At 68.9% G+C, this 20,141-nt stretch carries 21 protein-coding genes and 2 pseudogenes; 9 read left to right on the forward strand and 14 right to left on the reverse strand.

All coding sequences use genetic code 11. The features are described from left to right. Positions 1-2 precede the first annotated feature (2 nt). Positions 3-1,037 (reverse strand): glutamine synthetase beta-grasp domain-containing protein, encoded by a 1,035-nt coding sequence (locus AC1PZ7_RS20935; RefSeq protein WP_482357118.1) that lies wholly within the window; start codon positions 1,035-1,037, stop codon positions 3-5. Positions 1,038-1,500: 463 nt separating this feature from the next. On the opposite strand from AC1PZ7_RS20935, the gene AC1PZ7_RS20940 reads away from it, so the two are divergent. Next, positions 1,501-1,686, forward strand: a complete 186-nt coding sequence (locus AC1PZ7_RS20940; protein WP_482357119.1) for a DUF2735 domain-containing protein — start codon at positions 1,501-1,503, stop codon at positions 1,684-1,686. 113 nt (positions 1,687-1,799) lie between these two features. Here AC1PZ7_RS20940 and AC1PZ7_RS20945 read toward each other — a convergent pair whose 3' ends face one another. Further along, complete coding sequence (locus AC1PZ7_RS20945) at positions 1,800-2,726, reverse strand: glutaminase (RefSeq protein WP_482359690.1); 927 nt, start codon at positions 2,724-2,726, stop codon at positions 1,800-1,802. Between the two features lie 188 nt (positions 2,727-2,914). On the opposite strand from AC1PZ7_RS20945, the gene AC1PZ7_RS20950 reads away from it, so the two are divergent. Beyond that, a complete protein-coding gene (locus AC1PZ7_RS20950) occupies positions 2,915-3,715 on the forward strand; it encodes an alpha/beta hydrolase (protein WP_482357120.1) in 801 nt (266 codons plus the stop codon). 55 nt (positions 3,716-3,770) lie between these two features. After that, complete coding sequence (locus tag AC1PZ7_RS20955; protein ID WP_482357121.1) at positions 3,771-4,235, forward strand: nuclear transport factor 2 family protein; 465 nt, start codon at positions 3,771-3,773, stop codon at positions 4,233-4,235. Positions 4,236-4,306: 71 nt separating this feature from the next. Here AC1PZ7_RS20955 and AC1PZ7_RS20960 read toward each other — a convergent pair whose 3' ends face one another. From AC1PZ7_RS20960 to AC1PZ7_RS21015, 12 genes and pseudogenes are all read right to left on the reverse strand, one after another. Then, positions 4,307-4,660, reverse strand: a complete 354-nt coding sequence (locus tag AC1PZ7_RS20960; RefSeq protein ID WP_482357122.1) for a hypothetical protein — start codon at positions 4,658-4,660, stop codon at positions 4,307-4,309. An 85-nt stretch (positions 4,661-4,745) separates the two neighbouring features. Continuing rightward, a pseudogene (locus AC1PZ7_RS20965) lies at positions 4,746-5,654 on the reverse strand (APC family permease); the annotation flags it as partial. Positions 5,655-5,800: 146 nt separating this feature from the next. Then, entirely contained in the window at positions 5,801-6,700 is a 900-nt protein-coding gene (locus tag AC1PZ7_RS20970; RefSeq protein ID WP_482357123.1) for a sugar phosphate isomerase/epimerase family protein, read from the reverse strand. A 182-nt stretch (positions 6,701-6,882) separates the two neighbouring features. After that, positions 6,883-7,677 carry an alpha/beta fold hydrolase gene (locus AC1PZ7_RS20975; protein ID WP_482357124.1) on the reverse strand — a complete coding sequence of 265 codons (795 nt, stop codon included), beginning with the start codon at positions 7,675-7,677 and terminating at the stop codon, positions 6,883-6,885. Positions 7,678-7,687: 10 nt separating this feature from the next. Next, positions 7,688-8,737, reverse strand: a complete 1,050-nt coding sequence (locus tag AC1PZ7_RS20980; RefSeq protein ID WP_482357125.1) for a proline racemase family protein — start codon at positions 8,735-8,737, stop codon at positions 7,688-7,690. A 10-nt stretch (positions 8,738-8,747) separates the two neighbouring features. Then, positions 8,748-9,674 carry a dihydrodipicolinate synthase family protein gene (locus AC1PZ7_RS20985; RefSeq protein WP_482357126.1) on the reverse strand — a complete coding sequence of 309 codons (927 nt, stop codon included), beginning with the start codon at positions 9,672-9,674 and terminating at the stop codon, positions 8,748-8,750. Positions 9,675-9,791: 117 nt separating this feature from the next. Continuing rightward, a complete protein-coding gene (locus AC1PZ7_RS20990) occupies positions 9,792-10,106 on the reverse strand; it encodes an NIPSNAP family protein (protein WP_482357127.1) in 315 nt (104 codons plus the stop codon). Positions 10,107-10,113: 7 nt separating this feature from the next. Next, positions 10,114-11,132, reverse strand: a pseudogene (locus AC1PZ7_RS20995) (4-hydroxyproline epimerase). Positions 11,133-11,145: 13 nt separating this feature from the next. After that, on the reverse strand, positions 11,146-12,372 hold the full coding sequence (locus tag AC1PZ7_RS21000; RefSeq protein ID WP_482357128.1) for an NAD(P)/FAD-dependent oxidoreductase: 1,227 nt from the start codon (positions 12,370-12,372) through the stop codon (positions 11,146-11,148). Between the two features lie 8 nt (positions 12,373-12,380). Next, positions 12,381-13,166 (reverse strand): aspartate dehydrogenase, encoded by a 786-nt coding sequence (locus tag AC1PZ7_RS21005; RefSeq protein WP_482357129.1) that lies wholly within the window; start codon positions 13,164-13,166, stop codon positions 12,381-12,383. Positions 13,167-13,170: 4 nt separating this feature from the next. Next, a complete protein-coding gene (locus AC1PZ7_RS21010) occupies positions 13,171-13,923 on the reverse strand; it encodes an SDR family oxidoreductase (RefSeq protein WP_482357130.1) in 753 nt (250 codons plus the stop codon). 54 nt (positions 13,924-13,977) lie between these two features. Beyond that, positions 13,978-14,520, reverse strand: a complete 543-nt coding sequence (locus tag AC1PZ7_RS21015) for a cupin domain-containing protein (protein ID WP_482357131.1) — start codon at positions 14,518-14,520, stop codon at positions 13,978-13,980. 168 nt (positions 14,521-14,688) lie between these two features. Here AC1PZ7_RS21015 and AC1PZ7_RS21020 point away from each other — a divergent pair, with 168 nt between their 5' ends. The 6 genes from AC1PZ7_RS21020 (at position 14,689) to AC1PZ7_RS21045 (ending at position 20,129) form a co-directional block, all read left to right on the forward strand. Next, positions 14,689-15,363: a GntR family transcriptional regulator gene (locus tag AC1PZ7_RS21020; RefSeq protein WP_482357132.1), complete on the forward strand. Its 675-nt coding sequence runs from the start codon at positions 14,689-14,691 to the stop codon at positions 15,361-15,363. Positions 15,364-15,437: 74 nt separating this feature from the next. Continuing rightward, positions 15,438-16,544: a branched-chain amino acid ABC transporter substrate-binding protein gene (locus AC1PZ7_RS21025; RefSeq protein WP_482357133.1), complete on the forward strand. Its 1,107-nt coding sequence runs from the start codon at positions 15,438-15,440 to the stop codon at positions 16,542-16,544. A gap of 146 nt (positions 16,545-16,690) precedes the next feature. Then, positions 16,691-17,632 carry a branched-chain amino acid ABC transporter permease gene (locus tag AC1PZ7_RS21030; RefSeq protein ID WP_482357134.1) on the forward strand — a complete coding sequence of 314 codons (942 nt, stop codon included), beginning with the start codon at positions 16,691-16,693 and terminating at the stop codon, positions 17,630-17,632. Next, a complete protein-coding gene (locus AC1PZ7_RS21035; protein WP_482357135.1) occupies positions 17,622-18,644 on the forward strand; it encodes a branched-chain amino acid ABC transporter permease in 1,023 nt (340 codons plus the stop codon). Before AC1PZ7_RS21030 ends, AC1PZ7_RS21035 begins: the two co-directional genes overlap by 11 nt. Then, positions 18,638-19,477, forward strand: coding sequence for an ABC transporter ATP-binding protein (locus AC1PZ7_RS21040; RefSeq protein WP_482357136.1), 840 nt, complete (start codon positions 18,638-18,640; stop codon positions 19,475-19,477). The genes AC1PZ7_RS21035 and AC1PZ7_RS21040 overlap by 7 nt, the downstream gene beginning before the upstream one ends. Then, positions 19,449-20,129 carry an ABC transporter ATP-binding protein gene (locus AC1PZ7_RS21045; RefSeq protein ID WP_482357137.1) on the forward strand — a complete coding sequence of 227 codons (681 nt, stop codon included), beginning with the start codon at positions 19,449-19,451 and terminating at the stop codon, positions 20,127-20,129. Before AC1PZ7_RS21040 ends, AC1PZ7_RS21045 begins: the two co-directional genes overlap by 29 nt. The last annotated feature ends 12 nt before the right edge of the window (positions 20,130-20,141 follow it).

The following is a 20,141-nucleotide window of genomic DNA, read 5'->3' on the forward strand; positions in this document are numbered from 1 at the left end:
CCTCACGCGGCCGCGACGGCCTTGGTCGGGACTTCCGAAACGGTCTTCAGGACCTGGGAAGCGATGGCATAGGGGTCGCCCTGGGAGTTCGGGCGGCGATCCTCGAGATAGCCCTTGTAGTCGTTCTTGACGAACGAGTGCGGCACGCGGATCGACGCGCCACGGTCGGCCACGCCGTAGGAGAACTTGTTCCACGGCGCCGTCTCGTGCTTGCCGGTCAGGCGCATGTGGTTGTCCGGGCCGTACACGGCGATGTGGTCGTCGATGTTCTTCTCGAACGCCGCCATCAGCGCCTCGAAATAGTCCTTGCCGCCGACTTCGCGCATGTACTTGGTCGAGAAGTTGCAGTGCATGCCCGAGCCGTTCCAGTCGGTGTCGCCGAGCGGCTTGCAGTGGAACTCGATGTCCACGCCGTACTTCTCGGTCAGGCGGAGCAGCAGGTAGCGCGCCATCCACACCTCGTCGGCGGCCCGCTTGGAGCCCTTGCCGAAGATCTGGAATTCCCACTGGCCCTTCGCGACTTCCGCGTTGATGCCTTCGTGGTTGATGCCGGCCTCGAGGCAGAGCTCGAGGTGTTCCTCGACGATCTCGCGGGCGACGTCGCCGACATTCTTGAAGCCGACGCCGGTGTAGTACGGGCCCTGCGGCGCGGGATAGCCATGCTCGGGGAAGCCGAGCGGACGACCGTCCTTGTAGAAGAAGTATTCCTGTTCGAAGCCGAACCAGGCGCCTTCATCGTCGAGAATGGTGGCGCGGGCGTTGGTGGCGTGCGGCGTGACGCCATCCGGCATCATGACTTCGCACATCACCAGCGCGCCGTTCTTGCGGGCCGGGTCGGGATAGATCGCGACCGGCTTGAGAACGCAGTCGGAGCTGCGGCCCTCAGCCTGCATGGTGGACGAGCCGTCGAAGCCCCACAGGGGCAGTTCCTCGAGAGAGGGGAAGTGGTCGAATTCCTTGATCTGCGTCTTGCCGCGCAGGTTCGGGGTCGGCGTGTAACCGTCGAGCCAAATGTACTCGAGTTTATACTTCGTCATTGCGTCTCTCTCATAGCTAATGACCGGGTGCTGCACCCCAGGTCGCTTTGCCGGCCGCGCGAGGAAGGGCCGACCGCCAACGGCTGGCGTTCGTACAAGCATTTGGCGTGCCAAATGGCGAGACGGCGCGCGGGCGCGGCGCCCGGACCCGGTCTGCCGCGGGGCGGCGACGACGGGCGACACGCGGGCCGGAAGACGGCGCTGGCGGATGATTCGCCTTCATTCCACGCGGCTTGGCGCGACGTCCCGGCGCCGGCGCCGCCGCTGCGCCGCACAGCGGAACGCAACCAAACGGGCCGAACTCCCGTTAACCCGCAGGGCCTTGCAAAGCGGTTCGGCGATGCACAATTTCTATTCTCATTGTGATCGCAAAATGTGCATCTTGCGCAAACGCCATGCAAAAGGTGTTATACAGCTTCAACACGCTGACGCGGGAACGCGCAGCCGAAAGGAGAAACGTGCAATGAGTACCCATGTCGGGCGCGAGAGCGCCCAGATCGTCCAGTTCCCCGCAGGCGGCCGCGCCGGTCTCGCTGCCCGTCGCGCCAGTCTCCTGTCTCCCGAGACCCTCAAGGTGGCCCCCGCCGTCAATTTCGGCAGCTGGTACCATGAAGAGGCGATCAAGGAAGACAGCGAGCGCAAGAACTGACATCGTCCATTGGCCCTTTCCCGGACACTGACGATGCCTTGCGCACAGCGCCTTCGGTTTATCCCCGCAAGAGGGCCGCGACCCACCGTCCGGCCCTCTTGTCACATCCGGCGTTAGCCGAAGATCGACCAGCCGAGCCGCTGGGTCAGCGCCTCCAGCGCGAGGCGGCCGAGATGCGAATTGCCGCTGGCGTCCAGCCCCGGTGACCACACCGCGATCGAGGCCTTGCCCGGCGCGACGGCCAGAATGCCTCCCCCCACCCCGCTCTTGCCCGGCAGGCCGACGCGATAGGCGAACTCGCCCGAGCCGTCATAATGGCCGCAGGTCAGCATGATGGCGTTGATGCGCCGCGCCCGCTCCGGCGACACCACCGAGAAGCCGGTCGAGGGATTGCGCCCGTTATGGGCCAGGAAGCGCCCGGCCATGGCAAGCTGACGGCAGCTCATGGCGACGGCGCAGTGGTGGAAATAGACCCCGAGCGTGTAATCCACCGGGTTGTCCAGCACCCCGAACGATTTCATGTAGTTGGCCAGCGCCCGGTTGCGGAAACCGGTGCGCTGCTCGGAGGCGGCCACCGCGTCGTCGATGCTGATCGAGCTGTCCTCGGCGAGAAAGCGCATGAAGCGCAGGATCTCGCCCAGCGCCTCGCGCGGCTGGTGGCCGGAGAGAATGACGTCGGTCACGGCGATGGCGCCGGCATTGATGAAGGGGTTGCGCGGAATCCCCTGCTCGGCCTCCAGCTGAACGATCGAGTTGAACGCGCTGCCGGAGGGCTCGCGCCCCACCCGCCGCCACAGCCGGTCGCCGACCTTGCCGAGCGCCTGGGTGAGCGTGAACACCTTGGAGATGCTCTGGATGGAGAACGGCACGTCCGCGTCGCCGCCGACCGCCACCTGGCCGTCGCCGGAGACCACGGCGATGCCGAAGGCGGCGGCGGCGGCCCGCGCCAGCTCGGGGATATAGCTCGCCACCTCGCCGCGGTCCGGGCGGGCGCGCATCTCTTCGGCGATTTCACGGACGATGAGGTCGAGATCGGGCACGGGGATCAATCACCTTCCTGGCAAACGCGGCATCGCGTGCTGTAGCGCAGCCACGCCGTGCAAGGCCAGTGCCGCCGTTGCAAACGGGAATGTGCCGTCCTTCCGGAAAGAGCCGCGCGGCGCCCGGGTCTAGCGTCCGGATCACCGCCCCGCCGTCATTCAGCGTACCAACCCACGGAGTGAAGCCGATGTCGTCCCGTCACGCCCGCGTCGCGCTGGCCTTTGCGTGCGCCCTCAGTCTCGCACTGCCGCTGTCGAGCCTGCCGACGGCGGCGCAGCCTGCGCCTCTCCACAACATCGTGCTGGTGCACGGTGCCTGGGTCGACGCCTCCGGCTGGAAGGGCGTCTACGACATCCTGATCCGCAAGGGCTTCCACGTCACCATGGTGCAGGAGCCCGAGACCTCGTTCGCGGACGACGTCGCCGCCACCAGGCGCGTGCTCGACATGCAGGACGGCCCGACCCTGCTGGTCGGCCATTCCTATGGCGGCTCGATCATCTCCGAGGCGGGCGTGCACCCGAAGGTCGCCGGCCTCGTCTATGTCGCCGCCCACGCTCCCGATGTCGGCGAGGACGAGGCCGAACTCGGCAGGACCATGCCGAGCGTGCTGGCGAAGACCGACGGCGCCGTCGAGAAGACGCCGGCCGGCTTCACCTATCTGAACCCCGCTCTGTTCCCGAAGCTGTTCGCGCCGGACCTGCCGCGCGCACAGGCGCAGTTCGAGGCCCGCTCGCAGGTTCTGGCCGCCGCCAGCGTGTTCAGCACGCCGCTCACCGCCGCCGCCTGGCAGAGCAAGCCGAGCTGGGGCATCGTCGCCGGCAGCGACCAGATCATCAATCCGAACCTCGAGCGCTTCTATTACGAGCGCGCCGGCGCCCCCATCACCGTCATTGAGGGCGCCAGCCACTCGGTCTACGAATCCCATCCCGCCGACGTCGCCGCCGTCATCGAGCAGGCCGCGCGCGCGCTCGGCAAGGCCGGCGAATGAGGCAGCCGGGATCCGCCCGGCGCCATGCCCCTGCCCAAGCCCCAAGGAGCCCCCTATGTCCCGCCCTCCTCTGCCTCCCTTCACACGGGAAAGCGCCATCGAGAAGGTCCGTCTCGCCGAAGACGGCTGGAACGGCCGCGACCCGGCCAAGGTGGCGCTCGCCTATACGCTCGACAGCGCCTGGCGCAACCGCGCCGAGTTCGTCAACGGCCGCGAGGCGATCGTCGCCTTCCTCACCCGCAAATGGGCGCGCGAGCTGGACTACCGCCTGATCAAGGAATTGTGGGCCTACACCGACAACCGCATCGCGGTGCGCTTCGCCTATGAGTATCACGACGACAGCGGCAACTGGTTCCGGGCCTATGGCAACGAGAACTGGGAGTTCGACGCGGACGGGCTGATGCGCCGGCGCCTCGCCTCCATCAACGAGCACCCGATCGCGGAATCCGAGCGCCGGTTCCACTGGCCGCTCGGCCGCCGCCCCGACGACCATCCCGGCCTGAGCGATCTCGGGTTCTGACGCCGCTGCGCGCCGCCCCCGTCGCGGGAGGCGGCGCGCCTGCCCCGGCGGAGCGCCCGGCCGGAGCGGTTCTAGGGCGTGTCGCGGCCGATCGCCGGGATCAGGGCGAGCAGCGCCGCGCCGACGACGATCCAGCCGATCACGAGATAGGGCCACAGATTGCCGGGGAAGTCCGGCACCGGATAGACCGAATTGTAGAGCGGCCACAGCATGGCCAGCGTGCCGAGCACGCCGAGCGCCAGCCACAGCCGGCTGCCCGAGCGCACGGCGTGGACGGCGGCGGCGGCCGTGACGCCGAGATAGGCGATGATCAGCGCCAGCACGCCGATGGTCGCGACATTGTCGTAGTAATCCGCCGGGCCGATGAACGGCGCCCAGGCCAGCAACCCCACCAGCATCAGCACGCTGACGATGCACACCGCCACCGACGGCGTGCCGTAGCGCGGGATGCACCCTGGCCGCCATGGGTGACAGGCCGGCGCGGCCGAGCACGAACAGCATGCGCGCCCCCGCCGAGAGCGTGCCCAGCACGCAGGAGACGGCGGACACCGAGGCGGCGATGTCCAGCGCCGTCGCCATGCGCAGCGTGCCGAATTTCAGCGCCAGCGTATTCAGCGGCGCGTCGCTCGCCGCCAGCGCCTTCATGTTGCCGAGCCCGAAGCCGATCACCTGGATGTAGGAGGCGAAGACGAAGAACAGGCCCGCCAGCACCACCGAGCCGACCAGCGCGATCGGGATCGCCCGGCCGGGCTGCCCGGTCTCCTCGGCCAGCGTGGTCGCCGCCTCGAACCCGGCGAAGGACAGCACGGCGAAGACCAGGGCGTAGCCGATGCCCCACCAGCCGACGGTGGGATCGGGCCGGAACGGCGCCAGGCTGAGCCCCTCGGAGGCGTTGACGGCGATCAGGATGCGCACGCCGAGATAGATGATGACGGCGATGGAGGAGAGCTCCAGCGCCAGCATCAGCCGGGTAGCGACGCTCATGTCGCGGTAGGCGAGCAGCGTCGCGAACAGCAGCGCGACCACGCCGATCGCCAGCCAGTAGCCGCCGATATGGATGCCGTGATCCTCCAGCCCGGCGCGCAGGAAGTCGCCGACCAGCGCCGCGCTGCCCGATCCGGCGGCGATGTAGAGCAGCAGCATGCACCAGCCGGCGATGAAGCCGGCGCGCGGGCCGAAGGTCTTGCCGATATAGGCATAGCCCGACCCGGCATTGGTGACGCGGCTGGCGAAGAAGATGAAGGACAGCCCGACCAGCGCCACCATGACCGTGCCGACCGCGAAGCCCAGCGGCGCCGCCACGCCGGCGGCGCCGACCGCCAGCGTCACGTTCAGCGCCATGCCCATGGTGGGCGCGATGACCGACAATGAAAGGCCGACCGCCTCGATCGGCCCGAGGTCGCGTTTGAGCGTCGCCATGATGTCCCCGTTTCCCGCTGGTCCGCTTTATCGGGCAGGGGATGAGGGTCCACAATGACGGAGTTTGATCGCATCCGGCGCGCGACGCCCGGCGGGACCTCGCGCGGAAGCCGTGTCGCGCCGGACCGCGCCGATCGCCGCGGGCGTCAGGGACGGCCTTTCGAGCTCGGCCGGGCGTGGGCCGCCTCCAGCTGCGCGCGGGTGAAGCCGATGGCCTGGCGCGCCAGCGCCTCGCCGTCGGCCCACAGGTTGCGCCAGATCGCCAGATCGCCCGAAAGCTGTTCCGCCACGACCGCCGAGGAGAAGGATTCGAAGGTGATCGGGCCCGCATAGCCGATATCGGCCAGGGCGTGGAAGAAGCCGGTGAAGTCGATATGGCCGGAGCCGAGCGGCCCGCGATGGTTCTCGCCGATATGGACATAGCCCAGCCGATCGCCGACGAGGTGGAGCGGGCGGACGAAATCATCCTCCTCGATATTCATGTGATAGGTATCGAGGTGGATCATCACATTGTCGGCGCCGATCTCGTCGGCCAGCACCAGCGCCTCGGCGGCGGTGTTGATGACATGCGTCTCGTAGCGGTTCACCACTTCGAGGCCGAGGGTCACGCCGAGGCCGGCGGCCTCCACGGCGAGATCGCGCAGCACCGCCACGGCGTTGGCGCGGCCGCGCGCGCTCGCCGGCCGGTCATATTTGCCGAGCGCGCTGAACAGCGCGCCGGTCAGGATCTTCCCGCCGAGGCCGGCGGTCTTCTCGATGGAGGATTTCAGCAGCGTCGCGCCGCGTTCGACGATGGCGGGATCCTCATGCGAGATGTCCGCGTCGAAGGCGAGGCCGCGCGAGCACACCACCTGAAGCGACGCCGCCTCGATCGTCGTCCTGGCATGGGCGACATCGAACGTGTCGAGGCCATGCAGCGACAGCTCCAGCAGGTCGTAGCCGGCCTGCGAGGTGCGGCGCACCGCGAACTCGATCGACTGGGGCGACGTGTCGCCGACCCAGACGAGAGCATGCACGCCGAGCGGATTGGTCAGTGAACGGGTCATGTCGCGATAGCCTCCTCGCGGGTCGGCACGGGCGGAACCACGCGGGAACCGCGTCCCGCGATCGGGGCAAGGCGGATCGCCGGCAACGGCCCCTGCGACGCTGCCCCGGCTGGTTTCGTCGATTTGCCGCCGCCTGGCAACACGCGCGCCGCCCCCCGGTCGACCCGCAGAGCGCCGATCCACTAGGCAGTGGCCGCCAGGAAGCCGGCGACATGCCGGGCGAAGCTCTCGGCCCGCGTGCGCGGGTAGAAATGCCCGCCGTCGAACGCCACGAGCTCGGCGCCGGGGATGGCGCGGGCGATGCGCTCGGATTGCGCGAACAGGATCATCTCGTCGTCGCGCGCGCCCAGCACCAGCGTCGGCGCCGTGATGCGGCCGAGCTCGGCGGCGCGGTCATAGGCCAGCAGCATGCGGATGCGGGCGGCCGTCACCGGCAAGGGCGCCAGCGTCTCGCCCGCCCGGCCGATGGCGGCGGCGAGGTCCGCCTCATGCGCGGCGATCCACTCCGCGTCATAGCCGAGCACATGGGTGAAGGCCTGGTAGATCTCCGGCCGGCCGGCTTCCAGCAGCGCCAGCCGCGCCTCGAACAGCGCGCGGAAGCGCGCGTCCGGCCCCGGCCAGCTGCCGGAGACGACGATCCGCTCCACCCGCTCCGGCGCGTCGAGGGCCAGCGTCTGCACCACCGTGCCGCCGGTGGAATGGCCGACCAGATGCGCCCGTTCGCATCCCTCGGCAGCGAGTATTTCCGTAACGTCGCGCGCAATGCGCCCGATGGCGTAGGGCCCCTCCGGCCGGTCGCTGCGGCCGGCGCCGCGATGGTCGACGAGGATCAGCCGGAAGCGCTCCTTCAGCCGGGCCGCCACCGGCTCCCAGAAGCGCCCGTCGCCGCCGAGGCCCGGAATCAGCACCACGGGGGCGCCGTCGCCGACCACCTCGTAGTGGATGCGGCAGCCATCGGCGGCGACGATCTCGCTCATTCGCGTCCCCTCAGATCGGCTGCTCGCCGGTATAGCCCGGCCAGGTGTCGCCCAGCCGGTAACCATCCGGGAAGGGGTCGGTCGGGTCCAGCACATATTGGTGGAAGGCGGTGATCCAGGCCGGGCCGGTGATGGTCGGCAGCACGGCGGGCACGCCGGCCAGCTCCGTCGTGCCGCGCAGCCGTCCGATGAACTCGGTGCCGATCAGCGAGCGGTGGGTGAAGGTCTCGCCCACCTTGAGCAGCCCGCGCGCGTGCAGCGCCGCCATGCGCGCGCAGGTGCCGGTGCCGCAGGGCGAGCGGTCGTGCCGGCCGGGCGAGACGATGACGGTGTTCTTCGAGGTGAGGCCATCGGCGGTGCGCTCCAGCGGCCCGGCGAACAGCGTCTGGTTGATGGTGTGGATGTCCGGGTTCTCCGGATGCACCGCCGGAATTTGCTCGGCCGCCGCCTTCTTGATGCGCTCGCCGACCTCGACCAGTTCGCCGGCTTCCCTGAGGTCGAGCGAATAGCCCAGGCTCGCCGCGTCGACGATGGCGTAGATCATGCCGCCATAGGCGACGTCGACGCTGATCGTGCCGAGGCCGGGCACCTCCACCTTGGCGTCGAGCGCGAAGACGAAGCCGGGCACGTTGTCGAAAGTGACGTTCACGCATTTGCCGTCGCGGCATTCGGCCGAGACCTTCACCAGCCCGGCCGGGGCCTCCATCACCAGATGGGTGACGGGCTCCTGCATCGGGATCATGCCGGTTTCCAGCAGCACGGTCACGGTGCAGATGGTGTTGGTGCCGGACATCGGCACGTAATAGTCCGACTCGATGATGACGAAGCCGGCATCGGCCTCGGGCGTGGTCGGCGGCAGGACGAGGTTCACGCATTGCGAGACCCGCCCGCGCGGCTCGTTCAGCAGGAACTTGCGCAGCTCGTCGCGATGCGCCTGCACATATTGCATCTTCTCGAACATGGTCTTGCCGGGGACGTCGCGCACGCCCCCGGTGATGACCTCGTTGAGCTCGCCGGCCGCATGGGCGCCGACCACGGTGATCATACGGCTGAAGCGCATCGCCCTCTCCTCACGCGGCCAAATGCGGGACGGCGGCGAGCGCCTTGACCGTCGCCTCGAGGACGCCGAGCACCCGCGCGCGCTCGGCGCCGATCAGCGGCAGGCGCGGCGCGCGCACCCATTCGGGCGCGCCATAGACCACCTTCTCGGCAAGCTTGATGTACTGGACCAGCTTGACGTCGGTATCGAGATGGAAGGCCGGGGTGAGGATGCGGTAGAGCGCGCGCGCCTCCTCGAACCTGCCGGCCTTGCACAGGTTGAACAGCTTCACGCATTCGGCCGGCCAGGCATTGGTCATGCCCGAGACCCAGCCGGTGACGCCGAGCGCGGCGCTCTCCAGCAGCAGGTCGTCGACGCCGCAGAACACCGAGAAGCGGTCGCCGCATTCATTGTAGAGGTCGGTGACGCGGCGGATGTCGCCGGTCTCCTCCTTCACGCAGACGATGTTCTTCACGTCGGCGAGGTCGTTGAGGATGGCCGGCGTCACGTCCACGCCATAGGCGATCGGGTTGTTGTAGATCATGATCGGCAGGCCGCAGCCGGTGCCGAGTGTGCGGTACCACGCCGCCGTCTCGCGCGGGTCGCTCTTGTAGGCGATGGAGGGGAACGCCATCAGCCCTTCGGCGCCCAGCTTCTCGTAATGCCGCGCCGAGGCCAGCGCCTCGGTCATGCCGACATGGGCGAGGCCCGAGAGCAGCGGCACGCGGCCCGCCACGACCTCCTTGGCGGCGAGGATGACGCTCTCGCGCTCGGCCGCGGTGAGCGAGGCGTTCTCGCCCAGCATCGGCAGCACGATGACGCCCGACACGCCGCTGGCGATCAGCCGGTCGAGGCTGGCCTGCGTGGCTTCGAGGTCGACGCTCTCGTCTTCCCTGAGCTTGGTGGTGACGGCGGGGAAAACTCCAGTCCAGCGGGACGTTGCGGCGGAAAGGGTCATGGCGTTTCCTGAAGCGGTGATGAGAGATGGGCGGGCGCGGCGAGCGGGCGGGGTTCCGGTGTGTCGCCGGCCGCGACGCCGCGCCGGCGGATGTCGGCGCGGGCACGGGCGGCGGCGTCAGCGCATCGGGGAGAGCGGCGTCGGCGCCAGTATGCGGGTCTGCTGGCTCTGGATCATGCCCTTGATCGCGGCGAGATAGTCCTGCCACGGCGCATGGGCGAGCATCTGCGCGCGGCGGGCCTCGCGATCGGCCATGCTGTCATAGCGCCAGAGCGCGACGACATGGTTCAGCTCGCCGATCTCGGTGACGAAATGGCCGACGAACGTTCCCAGAAAGCGCTTCTGGATGTCGAGGCCGAGCGTCTCATAGGCGCTCAGAAAATCGCCCATGCGGCCCGGCACGATATGGTAGTCGCGTTCTTCGAGGATCATGGGTGCCTCACGCCAGCTGGAAGCCGAAGGCGAGCGGGTCGCGCTCGTCGACGGTGATGGTGTTGTGGCCGTAGACGCGGGCCCAGCCGCCGATGCTCGGGCGGACGGCGGGGCGGCCGGCGACCTCGGCGGCGCTTTCCACCCTGCCGTGGAACAGCGTGCCGATGATGCTCTCATGCACGAAATCCTCGCCCACCTTGAGCAGCCCCTTGGCGACGCGCTGCGCCATGCGCGAGGAGGTGCCGGTGCCGCAGGGCGAGCGGTCGATGCCCTTGTCGCCGTAGAACACGGCGTTGCGGGCGTGAGCCTCGGGATGCTTGGGCCCGTCCGCCCACATCACATGGCTGACGCCGTTGATGCGCGGGTCCTCCGGGTGCACCGGCGCCACCGCCTTCTGCACCGCCGCGCGCACCAGCGGGCTCAGGCGCAGGATATCGGCGGCGGAGAGGGAATCGAGGCCGGCAAAGTTCTTCTGCGGCTCGACGATGGCGTAGTAATTGCCGCCATAGGACACGTCGACGACGAGTTCGCCGAGGCCCGGCACCTCGACCGCGACGCCCTCCGCGTGCAGATAGCTCGGAATGTTGAACAGCCGCACCTGGTCGACGAAGCGTCCGTTGCGCGTGTATTCGACCTCGACCCTGCCGGCCGGCACTTCCAGCGCCAGGCGGCCTTCCACTTTCGGCACCACGAAGCCCTGCTCCAGCGCCACGGTGACGGTGCCGATGGTGCCGTGGCCGCACATGGGCAGGCAGCCGGAAACCTCGATGAACAGCACGCCCAGAGCTCGCAATCCTCGCGCGAGGGCGGGTAGAGGATCGAGCCGGACATCACATCATGGCCGCGCGGCTCGAACATCAGCGCCTTGCGCACCCAGTCGTGCTGCGCCAGGAAGATCTGCCGCTTCTCGGCCATCGAGACATTGGGCAGCAGCGGCGCGCCGCCGGCGACCACGCGCACGGGATTGCCGCAGGTATGGGCGTCGACGCAGAGGAAGGTGTGCGGGTGAAACTCTTGCGGGTTCATGGCGCGGCGCTCTCTAGCTGAAGCGTTCGATGGCGAAGGGGGTGACGTCGACGCAGGGCCGCCGGCCGCCCGCCAGCTCGGCGATCAGGCGTCCGGTGGTGGGGCCGAAGGTGAGGCCGGTATGGCCGTGGCCGAAGGCGTAGAAGACATCCTCGCGACGCGGCGAGCGCCCGATCACCGGCAGCGAATCCGCCGTCGTCGGGCGATGCCCCATCCAGCGCGTGCCGCCCTCGATGTTCAGCCCCGGCAGGAAGCGCCGCGCCAGCGCGGCCAGCGCGTCGGAGCGGGCATAGTTCGGCGGTGCGTCGAGCCCGGCGAACTCCGCCGCGCCGCCGATGCGCAGCCCGGCCTCGATCGGGGTGGCGACGAAGGCACGCTCGGCGAAGATCACCTCGCGCGACAGCGAAACCCCGGGCGCCGGCAGCGTCGTGTTGTAGCCGCGCTCGCTCTCGATCAGCGCGCGGTCGCCGATCTGCCGGGCGAGCCGGCCGGACCAGGCCCCGGCGGCGACCACCAGCCGCTCGAAGGGCACGGCGCGCCCGTCCGTGGTCATCACCTCCTGCCCGGCGATGCCGGCGACCTCGCCCTTGATCATCACGACGCCGCGCGCCTCGACATGGGCGCGCAGCCGGTCGACGATGCGCTTCGGGTCGGAGACGTGCGACCATTGCGGGGTCATGATGGCGTGGCGGATGCCGCCGGCCAGCGCCGGCTCCATGCGCCGCGCCTCCTCGCCGTCCATTTCCTCGCAGACGAGGCCGTGCCGGCGGCGCAGGTCGTGGAAGCGGCGATCCGCCTCGAAGCCCGCGCGCGTCTCATAGACCCACAGCGCGCCGACGCGGTGCAGGTCGCCCGTCAGGTCGAGTTCCGCCAGCAGCGGCAGCAGGTCGTCATAGGTGCGTGCCGACAGCGTGGCGAGCGCCGCGCTGATCGCCTCCACCCGGTCCCAGCGCCCTTCCCGGAGGAAGCGCAGCAGCCAGGGCACCAGCCTGGGGAAATGGCCGAGCCGCAGCGACAGCGGCCCGAGCGGATCGACCAGCCAGCCCGGCACCTTCCAGGCGAGGCCCGGCACCGAGGCCGGGATGATCTCGGTGACGCCGATGCCGGCGGCATTGCCGAAGGAGCACTTGTCCCCCGCCGGGTCGCGGTCGAGCACCGTCACCTCATGGCCGTCCGCGCGTAGCGCGCGGGCGCAGGAGAGGCCGACGATACCGGCGCCGATGACGAGACTGCGGGACATGCCGACCTTCAGATCACGAGGGGTTCGAAATGGCGCCGTACGGCGGCGGCAAGGCTGAGCGCGGTCAGCGCCGAGGTCTTCGGGTTGTCCGGCGAGGGCCGGTTGGCGAAGCGCATCAGCGCGCTGCCGGCCGGGCCGACCACCGCGATCTCATGCGTGTTGCCGGTGGCGGCGGGATCGGCGACGGCGCGCACGCTGGTCCGGGCGGCGCCGGCGGCGAGCGCCACGGTGAGCCCGGCATTGAGGTTGCGCGGGTAGCGCCTCGCCGCCTCGGCGGCGCTGCCCTCGAACAGCACGACCTCGGCGCCGAGCCGCGACGGATCGTGACCGAGGGCGCGCAGCTCCGCGCTCCAGGCCGCCGGCGGCTTGCGCGAGGTGTAGCGCACCTCGGCGCCCCGGGTGCCGGCGATGGCGCCGAGATAGTCGAGCCCGCCGATCGCGCCGGCCGGCACGATGAGGCGCGCCCCGCCCGCCGCGGCGGCGAGGGTGAGGCGCTGCAGCAGCGCCGCGTCCGCCAGCGCGCCGGTGGAGGCGATGACGAGGCTGATGCCGGCCTCCAGCAGCGCCGGGCCGTATTGCTCCACCGCCCCCTGCCCGGCCGCCTCGACGACGAGCGCCGGGCGCGCGGCGATCAGCGCGTCCAGCGTGTCGAGGGAGCCGATGCCGGGCGGCAGGTCCCCCGCCCCCCGCCGCAGCACGGCGAGCCGATAGGCCAAATCCTGACCGAGATGGCCCGCCAGCGCGCGGCCGATGGCGCCGTACCCGATCAGTGCGACGAGGCGCGGCGCGGTCATGGCCTCACCAGGCCGACATGCCGCCATCGACGGTGAACATGGCACCGGTGGCGAAGGAGGCCTCGTCCGAGGCGAGCCAGAGAATGGCGTTGGCGATCTCGACCGGCTGCGCCCAGCGGTTGATCGGCGAGCGCGCCTTGAGCTTGGCCTTGAAGGTCTCGGGGTCGGGATGGGAGGCGACCATCTTTTCGAAATAGCTCGACCAGGTGACGCCCGGCGCGACGCAGTTCACGCGGATGTTCTGCTCGGCATGGTCGAGCGCCATCGCCTTGGTCAGCGCCGCGACGCCGCCCTTGGAGGCGACATAGGCGGCGCGGTCGAAGATGCCGACGGTGGCGACATTGGAGGCGGTGTTGACGATGGTGCCGCCGCCCTGCGCCACCATGACGGGAATCGCGTGCTTGCAGCACAGGAAGACGCCCTTGAGATTGACCGCCATCAGCGCGTCCCAGTCGTCTTCCTCGGTATTTACAACCGTGCCGGGGATGCCGTAGCCAGCATTGTTGGCGAGGATGTCCAGACGGCCGAAGCGCTCCACCGCGCTGTCGACCATGCGTTTCACCTCGTCGCTCCGACTGACGTCCACCGACATGGCGGCGGCGTTCGGACCGAGGCGCTCGGCGACCTGCGCGGCCCCCTCGCCGTTACGGTCCGCCAGCAGGACGCGGGCACCTTCCCGCACGAACAGCTCGGCCGCCGCCTCACCAATGCCGGCGGCGGAGCCGGTGATGATGGCGACCTTGTCTTTGAGACGCATGGATTCCTCGATCGTCAGGAAGGGCACAACCGCAATGCGGGGCGGTACGCCGGCTCAGGGCTGGCGCTGGTCGGTCGGCTGCGCCGCGAAGACGGTGTCGCGTTCGATCTGCAGCACGTTGTCGGGCCGCGGGAACGGCTCGGGCGTCGGCTCGCCCGGCTGGCGGGTGCGGCCGATCAGGCGGAAGAAGTCCTCCAGCCCGTTCGGCACGATGAGCCAGGTCCAGAGGATGTCCTCGGTGCCCTCGTTGATGAACATGTGCCGGCGGTTGCGGCCGATGAAGAAGGCCGAGCCCGGCCGCATCTCGTGGCTCACGCCCTCGACCACGGCACGGCCCTTGCCGCTGACCACGAAGATGACTTCCTCGTTCCGGTCATGGGCATGCTCGCGCACATAGCCGCCCGGCGGCACGGTCTGCGTCCCGAAGCCGATGGGAAACTCCATCGGCACGACCTCGGGGGCGAAGATCACGTCGATATGGCCATTGGCCGGCACCGGCTGCCAATAGCTGATCGCCTCGCCCGGCTGCTTCACCAGGACCTCGCCGAGATGGGAGGTCGCGCCCGTCTGGGCCGTCGCGCCCGCTTGTTCCGACATGTCTCTGCTCCACTCTCCACGGAGAGGATTGAATACAATATTCAGCCTAGACCTCGAAAAACAGGAATAAAAGATGAAAAATTAGGCATATTTACCGCATTACTGCCCAATAAACGGGCTTGTTGATCCAGATCAATTGAATATCGTATTCAATATGGAGCGAATGACATGATCGCGAAAGTCGGCCGCCAGTCGTTGACGGACCAGATCGTCACCGAGCTGCGGCGCCAGATCATCACCGGCCAGCTGACCGAGGGCGCCCCGCTGCGCCAGGAGAAGCTGGCCGCCGAACTGGGCGTGTCCCGCGTCCCGCTGCGCGAGGCGATCCGCCAGCTGGAGGCCGAGGGCCTCGTCGTGTCGGAGCTGCACAAGGGGACGGTGGTGTCCACCTTGTCGCTGGAGGAGATCGAGGAGCTGTTCGAGATCCGTGCGCGCATGGAGACCTGGCTGTTCGAGACGGCCATACCGCGCCTGACGGAAGAGGATTTCGCCCTCGCCGAGGCCGTCACCGACGAGGCCATGGCGAGCGGCAGCGTGGAGAACTGGGGCGAGCTCAACTGGCGCTTCCACGAGGCGCTGTATCGCCCCAGCGGCCATCTGATCGCGCTCAAGCTGCTGCGCACCGTGCACGACAACGCCAACCGCTACGTGAACCTGCAGATCGCCGTCGCGGAAGACGTCGAACGCGAGCTCGCCGACCACCGCGCGCTCATCGCCTTCGCCCGGCTCGGCGACATCCGCCGGGGCGTCGACACGCTGCGGGCGCATATCCAGCGCGTGTCGCGCAACCTCATCGCGTCGCTGGCCGAAGGCCGGCTGGGAAAGGCGCGCAACATCGCTTGAAGACCAGGCTGCCGGCGCGTGTTGGCACCCTGCGAGAACGGTCCGGAACGGACCCCAGAGAGAAGGGAACTGACATGCGTATCAAGAGCATACTCTACGCTGCCGTTGCCGTGGCCGCGCTGACGGGAGCAGCCCGCGCCGACATCCTCATCGGCACGGCGGGTCCGACCACCAACGCCGAGGCGCTGTTCGGCACCACCTGGCAGAACGGCATGGAACTCGCCGTGCGCCAAGCCAATGCGGCGGGCGGCGTGCATGGCCAGAAGCTCGTGCTGGTGCGCGACGACGATGGCGGCGACCCCAAGCAGGGCACGCTGATCGCCCAGAAGCACTGCGACGATGCCGGCATGCTGGCGGTGGTCGCCAATTTCAACAGCGGCGTGACCATCCCCTCCTCCGACGTCTACAACCGCTGCGGCATGCCGCAGGTGACCAACGCCTCGAACCCGAAGGTTACCAAGGCCGGCTACAAGAACCTGTTCCGCCCGATCGCCAACGACCTCTCGCAGGGCGCCGCGCCGGCCGACTATGCGCTGACCAAGCTCGGCGCCAAGAAGGCCGCCGTGGTCCATGACAAGCAGGCCTTCGGCCAGGGCGTCGCCGAGGTGTTCCGCGAGAACTTCACCAAGGGCGGCGGCACCATCACCTCCTTCTCCGGCATCGCCCAGACCGATGTCGACTTCAGCGCCCTGCTCTCCTCGATCCGCGCCGAAAACCCCGACGTGGTCTATTTCGGCGGCGTCATGCCGGCGGTCGGCCTGTTCGTGAAGCAGGCCCGCGAGCTCGGCATCAAGGCGACCTTCTTCGCCGCCGACAGCGCCTTCACCCCGGACTTCATCGCCGGCGCCGGGCCCGCCTCGGAAGGCACGGTCGTCTCCTTCCAGGCCCCGCCCTACGATTCCTCGCCCGCCCTGCAGAAGTTCGCGACCGACTACAAGGCCGCCTTCGGCGAGGATCCCGGCCCGTACTCGGCCTATGGCTATGTCGAGGCCACCATCATCATCGAGGCGATGAAGAAGGCGCCGACCCCGCTGACCCGCGCGGGCATCGCCTCCGAGATCGCCAAGAGCGACTTCGACGGCCTCGTCGGCCATGTCGCCTTCACGCCGGAAGGCGAGCTGAAGAAGCCCTTCCTGTTCCTCTACGCGGTCAAGGACGGCAAGTTCGGCCTGGTCCAGTAGGCCGCGCCGACGTCCCGAACTCCGTTTGCTTCATCGAACGGCCCCCTCCGTCGTGAAGCCTCCTGGTCCGGCGCGTGCGCGCCACCCGCGCGCCGCGCCGGACCTCTTTTCGCCCGCCACCGGATGCAACGGACCGAAAGGCTGACATGGGCGCGCTCATTCTCCAGCAGGCGATCAACGCCCTCACCGTCGGGTCGATCTACGCGCTCATCGCGCTCGGCTACACGATGGTCTACGGCGTGCTGCGCCTCATCAACTTCGCCCATAGCGAGCTGTTCACCGCCGGCGCCTTCATCGGCCTCGCGCTCGCCGGCGCGCTCGGCATCGCCGGCCACCCGACCGGCGGGCTGCTCGTGGGCCTGATCACCTTCGTGCTCGTCGGCCTCGCCGGCGTCAGCGTCGAGATCGTCGCCTACCGCCCGCTGCGCGGCACCTCGCGCCTCGCGCCGATGCTCTCGGCCCTCGGCATGGCGGTGGTGATCCAGAACGCGGTGATGCTGATCGGCGGCCGCCGGCCGATGATCTACCCCTCCTTCCTGCCGTCGGGGGCGATCGACCTCTTCGGCGCCATCGTCAGCTACAAGCAGATCACCATCTTCCTCGTCGCCGTGGTCCTGATGATCGGGCTCGAGCTGTTCGTGAACCGCACCAATCTCGGCGTGCGCATCCGCGCCGTGGCCGAGAACGCCGAGACCGCCTCGCTGGTCGGCATCAACCCGAACATGGCGATCTCGCTGATCTTCTTCATCGGCCCCGGCCTCGGCGCCGTCGCCGGCATCCTCTATTCCTCCTTCTACGGCGTGGCGACCTTCACCATGGGCTTCGTCATCGGCATGAAGGCGTTCACCGCCGCCATTCTCGGCGGCATCGGCTCGATCCCCGGCGCGGTGCTCGGCGGCTTCCTGCTCGGCATCATCGAGACCTTCGGCACGGCCTGGATGCCGGTGCTGACCGGCGGCGTCATCGGCACGGAATACCGCGACATCTTCGCCTTCTCCGTCCTCGTCCTGATCCTGCTGTTCCGTCCCGCCGGCCTGCTCGGCGAGCACGTCAGCGAAGAAACCATGGTGTACAAGAGTGACTTCTGACGCACCGAACACCGGCGCGGCTTGCGCTGGCGCCCTCCCTCGCCCGCTCCGGGTCTGGCCGGGCGCGCTGGCGATGCTGCTGGTGCCGGCGCTGGCGCTGCTCATCGGCCCGTTCCTGCCGGCCTATCCGCTGCGCATCCTCGACATGATCCTGCTCTACGCCATTCTGGGCCTCGGGCTGAACATCATCGTCGGCTATGCCGGACTGCTCGATCTCGGCTACGTCGCCTTCTACGCCATCGGCGCCTATTCCTGGGCGCTGCTCGCCTCCGGCCAGTTCGACATCCACCTGCCCTTCGCGCTGGTGCTGCTGATCGGCGCGAGCCTCGCCGGCCTCGCCGGCATCCTGCTCGGCATTCCGGTGCTGCGGCTGCGCGGCGACTATCTCGCCATCGTCACGCTCGGCTTCGGCGAGATCATCCGCGTGCTGATGAACAATCTCGACGGCGTGACCAACGGCCCGCAGGGCATCGCCCGCATCGACGAGGCGCACCTGTTCGGCTGGACGCTGAGCACGCCGCACGACTTCCTCTATCTCCTCGTGGCGATGCTGGCCGTGGTCTTCCTCTTCGTCTGGCGCATCCAGGAAAGCGCGCTCGGCACCGCGCTTTCCGCCGTGCGCGAGGACCAGGACGCGGCGCGCGGCTGCGGCATCGACACGACGCGGGTCAAGCTCGTCGCCTTCGCGCTCAGCGCCTTCATCGGCGGCGGCTGCGGCGTGGTCTTCGCCTCCATGCAGCGCTTCGTCAGCCCGGAGAGCTTCACCTTCTGGGAATCGCTCATCATCGTGCTGGTGATCGTCATCGGCGGCCTCGGCAACCCGTTCGGGGCGCTGCTCGGCGCGACGCTGCTGATCCTCATCCCGGAGCTGCTGCGCGCCTATGCCGACTACCGGCTGCTGCTCTACGGGATGGCGCTCGTCATCATCATCCTGGCCCGGCCGCGCGGCATCATCAGCCGTCATTTCGGCCCGAGCTGGCTGATGCGCCGGCTGGGGGGCGGCAAATGCTGAGATTCGACCACGTCACCAAGCAGTTCGGCGCGCTCAAGGCGATTGACGACGTCTCCTTCGAGGTGAAGCCCGGCATCATCACCGCGGTGATCGGGCCGAACGGCGCCGGCAAGTCGACCCTCGTCAACATGGCCGCCGGCTCCTACGGCGTCAGCTCCGGGCGCATCCTGGTCGACGCGGTGGAGCTGCAGAAGCTGCCCAAGCACCGCATCGCCCATGCGGGCCTGGCGCGCACCTACCAGAACATCCGCCTGTTCGACGGCATGAGCGTCGTGAAGAATCTCGAAGTGGCGCTCGTCCCGCCAAAGGTCGGCCGGCTCGTCGCCGACACGTTCGGCCTCACCGGCCGCGCGGCGGCCGAGGAGCGGCGCGCGCGCTGCCACGCGGTGCTCGAGCGCCTCGGCCTCGCCGCCCATGCCGAACGGCAGGCCGGCAGCCTCGCCTATGGCCAGCAGAAGCTGGTCGAACTCGCCCGCGCCATCGTCGGCGGGCCGCGCGTGCTGCTGCTCGACGAGCCGGCCGCCGGCCTCAACCATGGCGAGACCGAGCAGCTCAAGCAGCACATCCTCGCGCTGCGCGCGCCCGACCTCGCCATGGTGCTGATCGAGCACGACATGAAGCTCATCATGTCGATCTCCGACACCATCGTGGTGATGAATCGCGGGCGCGTCCTCGCCCAGGGCACCGCCGCCGAAATCCGGGCCAACATCGAAGTGCAGGAGGCGTATCTTGGCCAGCCAGGAGCCATCAGGGACATCGAAGCCGCTGCTCGCGGTCGACGCAATCGAGTCCGGATACGGGAGGGTGAAGGTCTTACATGGCATCAGCCTTGAGGTGCTGCCCGGCGAGATCGTCTGCATTATCGGCCCCAACGGCGCCGGCAAGACCACGCTGCTGCGCACCATCAGCGGACTGAACCGCGCCACGCGCGGCGCCATCCGCTTCAAGGGCGAGGACGTCGCCGGGCTGAAGCCGCACCAGATGGTCCGGCGCGGCATCGGCCACTGCCCGGAAGGGCGGCGGGTGTTCCAGCTCTCCGTCGAGGAGAACCTCATCACCGGCTACATCGCCGGCCGGGGCAAGAGCTTCGCCGAGCTGCGCGATCAGGTCTACGGGCTGTTCCCGATCCTCGGCGAGCGGCGCCACCAGTCGGCCGGGCGGCTCTCGGGCGGCCAGCAGCAGATGGTGGCGATCGGCCGCGCGCTGATGGGCAGCCCGGAGCTGCTGCTGCTCGACGAGCCCTCGCTCGGCCTCGCGCCGATCATCATCCACCAGATCTTCGAGATCGTGCTGAAGCTCGCCGAGAGCGGGGTGTCGATCATCCTGGTCGAGCAGAACATCGACCTGTCCTTCGAGGTGGCGGATTTCGTCTACGCGCTGGAGCACGGCTCGCTGCAATGCTCGGGCCCCGCCGCCAAGATGGCGGCAGATCCCCGCATCAAGGACATCTACCTGCCGGGCCTCGACGGCCACGGCGCGCATTGAGGCGAGGAGCAC

Source organism: Ancylobacter sp. TW_SC_1 (assembly GCF_056836805.1).

Coding starts and splice junctions, on each gene's coding strand:
- AC1PZ7_RS20935 (WP_482357118.1), bottom strand. CDS start 1,037: ATGACGAAGTATAAACTCGAGTACATTTGGCTCGACGGTTACACGCCG.
- AC1PZ7_RS20940 (WP_482357119.1), top strand. CDS start 1,501: ATGAGTACCCATGTCGGGCGCGAGAGCGCCCAGATCGTCCAGTTCCCC.
- AC1PZ7_RS20950 (WP_482357120.1), top strand. CDS start 2,915: ATGTCGTCCCGTCACGCCCGCGTCGCGCTGGCCTTTGCGTGCGCCCTC.
- AC1PZ7_RS20955 (WP_482357121.1), top strand. CDS start 3,771: ATGTCCCGCCCTCCTCTGCCTCCCTTCACACGGGAAAGCGCCATCGAG.
- AC1PZ7_RS20970 (WP_482357123.1), bottom strand. CDS start 6,700: ATGACCCGTTCACTGACCAATCCGCTCGGCGTGCATGCTCTCGTCTGG.
- AC1PZ7_RS20975 (WP_482357124.1), bottom strand. CDS start 7,677: ATGAGCGAGATCGTCGCCGCCGATGGCTGCCGCATCCACTACGAGGTG.
- AC1PZ7_RS20980 (WP_482357125.1), bottom strand. CDS start 8,737: ATGCGCTTCAGCCGTATGATCACCGTGGTCGGCGCCCATGCGGCCGGC.
- AC1PZ7_RS20985 (WP_482357126.1), bottom strand. CDS start 9,674: ATGACCCTTTCCGCCGCAACGTCCCGCTGGACTGGAGTTTTCCCCGCC.
- AC1PZ7_RS20990 (WP_482357127.1), bottom strand. CDS start 10,106: ATGATCCTCGAAGAACGCGACTACCATATCGTGCCGGGCCGCATGGGC.
- AC1PZ7_RS21000 (WP_482357128.1), bottom strand. CDS start 12,372: ATGTCCCGCAGTCTCGTCATCGGCGCCGGTATCGTCGGCCTCTCCTGC.
- AC1PZ7_RS21005 (WP_482357129.1), bottom strand. CDS start 13,166: ATGACCGCGCCGCGCCTCGTCGCACTGATCGGGTACGGCGCCATCGGC.
- AC1PZ7_RS21010 (WP_482357130.1), bottom strand. CDS start 13,923: ATGCGTCTCAAAGACAAGGTCGCCATCATCACCGGCTCCGCCGCCGGC.
- AC1PZ7_RS21015 (WP_482357131.1), bottom strand. CDS start 14,520: ATGTCGGAACAAGCGGGCGCGACGGCCCAGACGGGCGCGACCTCCCAT.
- AC1PZ7_RS21020 (WP_482357132.1), top strand. CDS start 14,689: ATGATCGCGAAAGTCGGCCGCCAGTCGTTGACGGACCAGATCGTCACC.
- AC1PZ7_RS21025 (WP_482357133.1), top strand. CDS start 15,438: ATGCGTATCAAGAGCATACTCTACGCTGCCGTTGCCGTGGCCGCGCTG.
- AC1PZ7_RS21030 (WP_482357134.1), top strand. CDS start 16,691: ATGGGCGCGCTCATTCTCCAGCAGGCGATCAACGCCCTCACCGTCGGG.
- AC1PZ7_RS21040 (WP_482357136.1), top strand. CDS start 18,638: ATGCTGAGATTCGACCACGTCACCAAGCAGTTCGGCGCGCTCAAGGCG.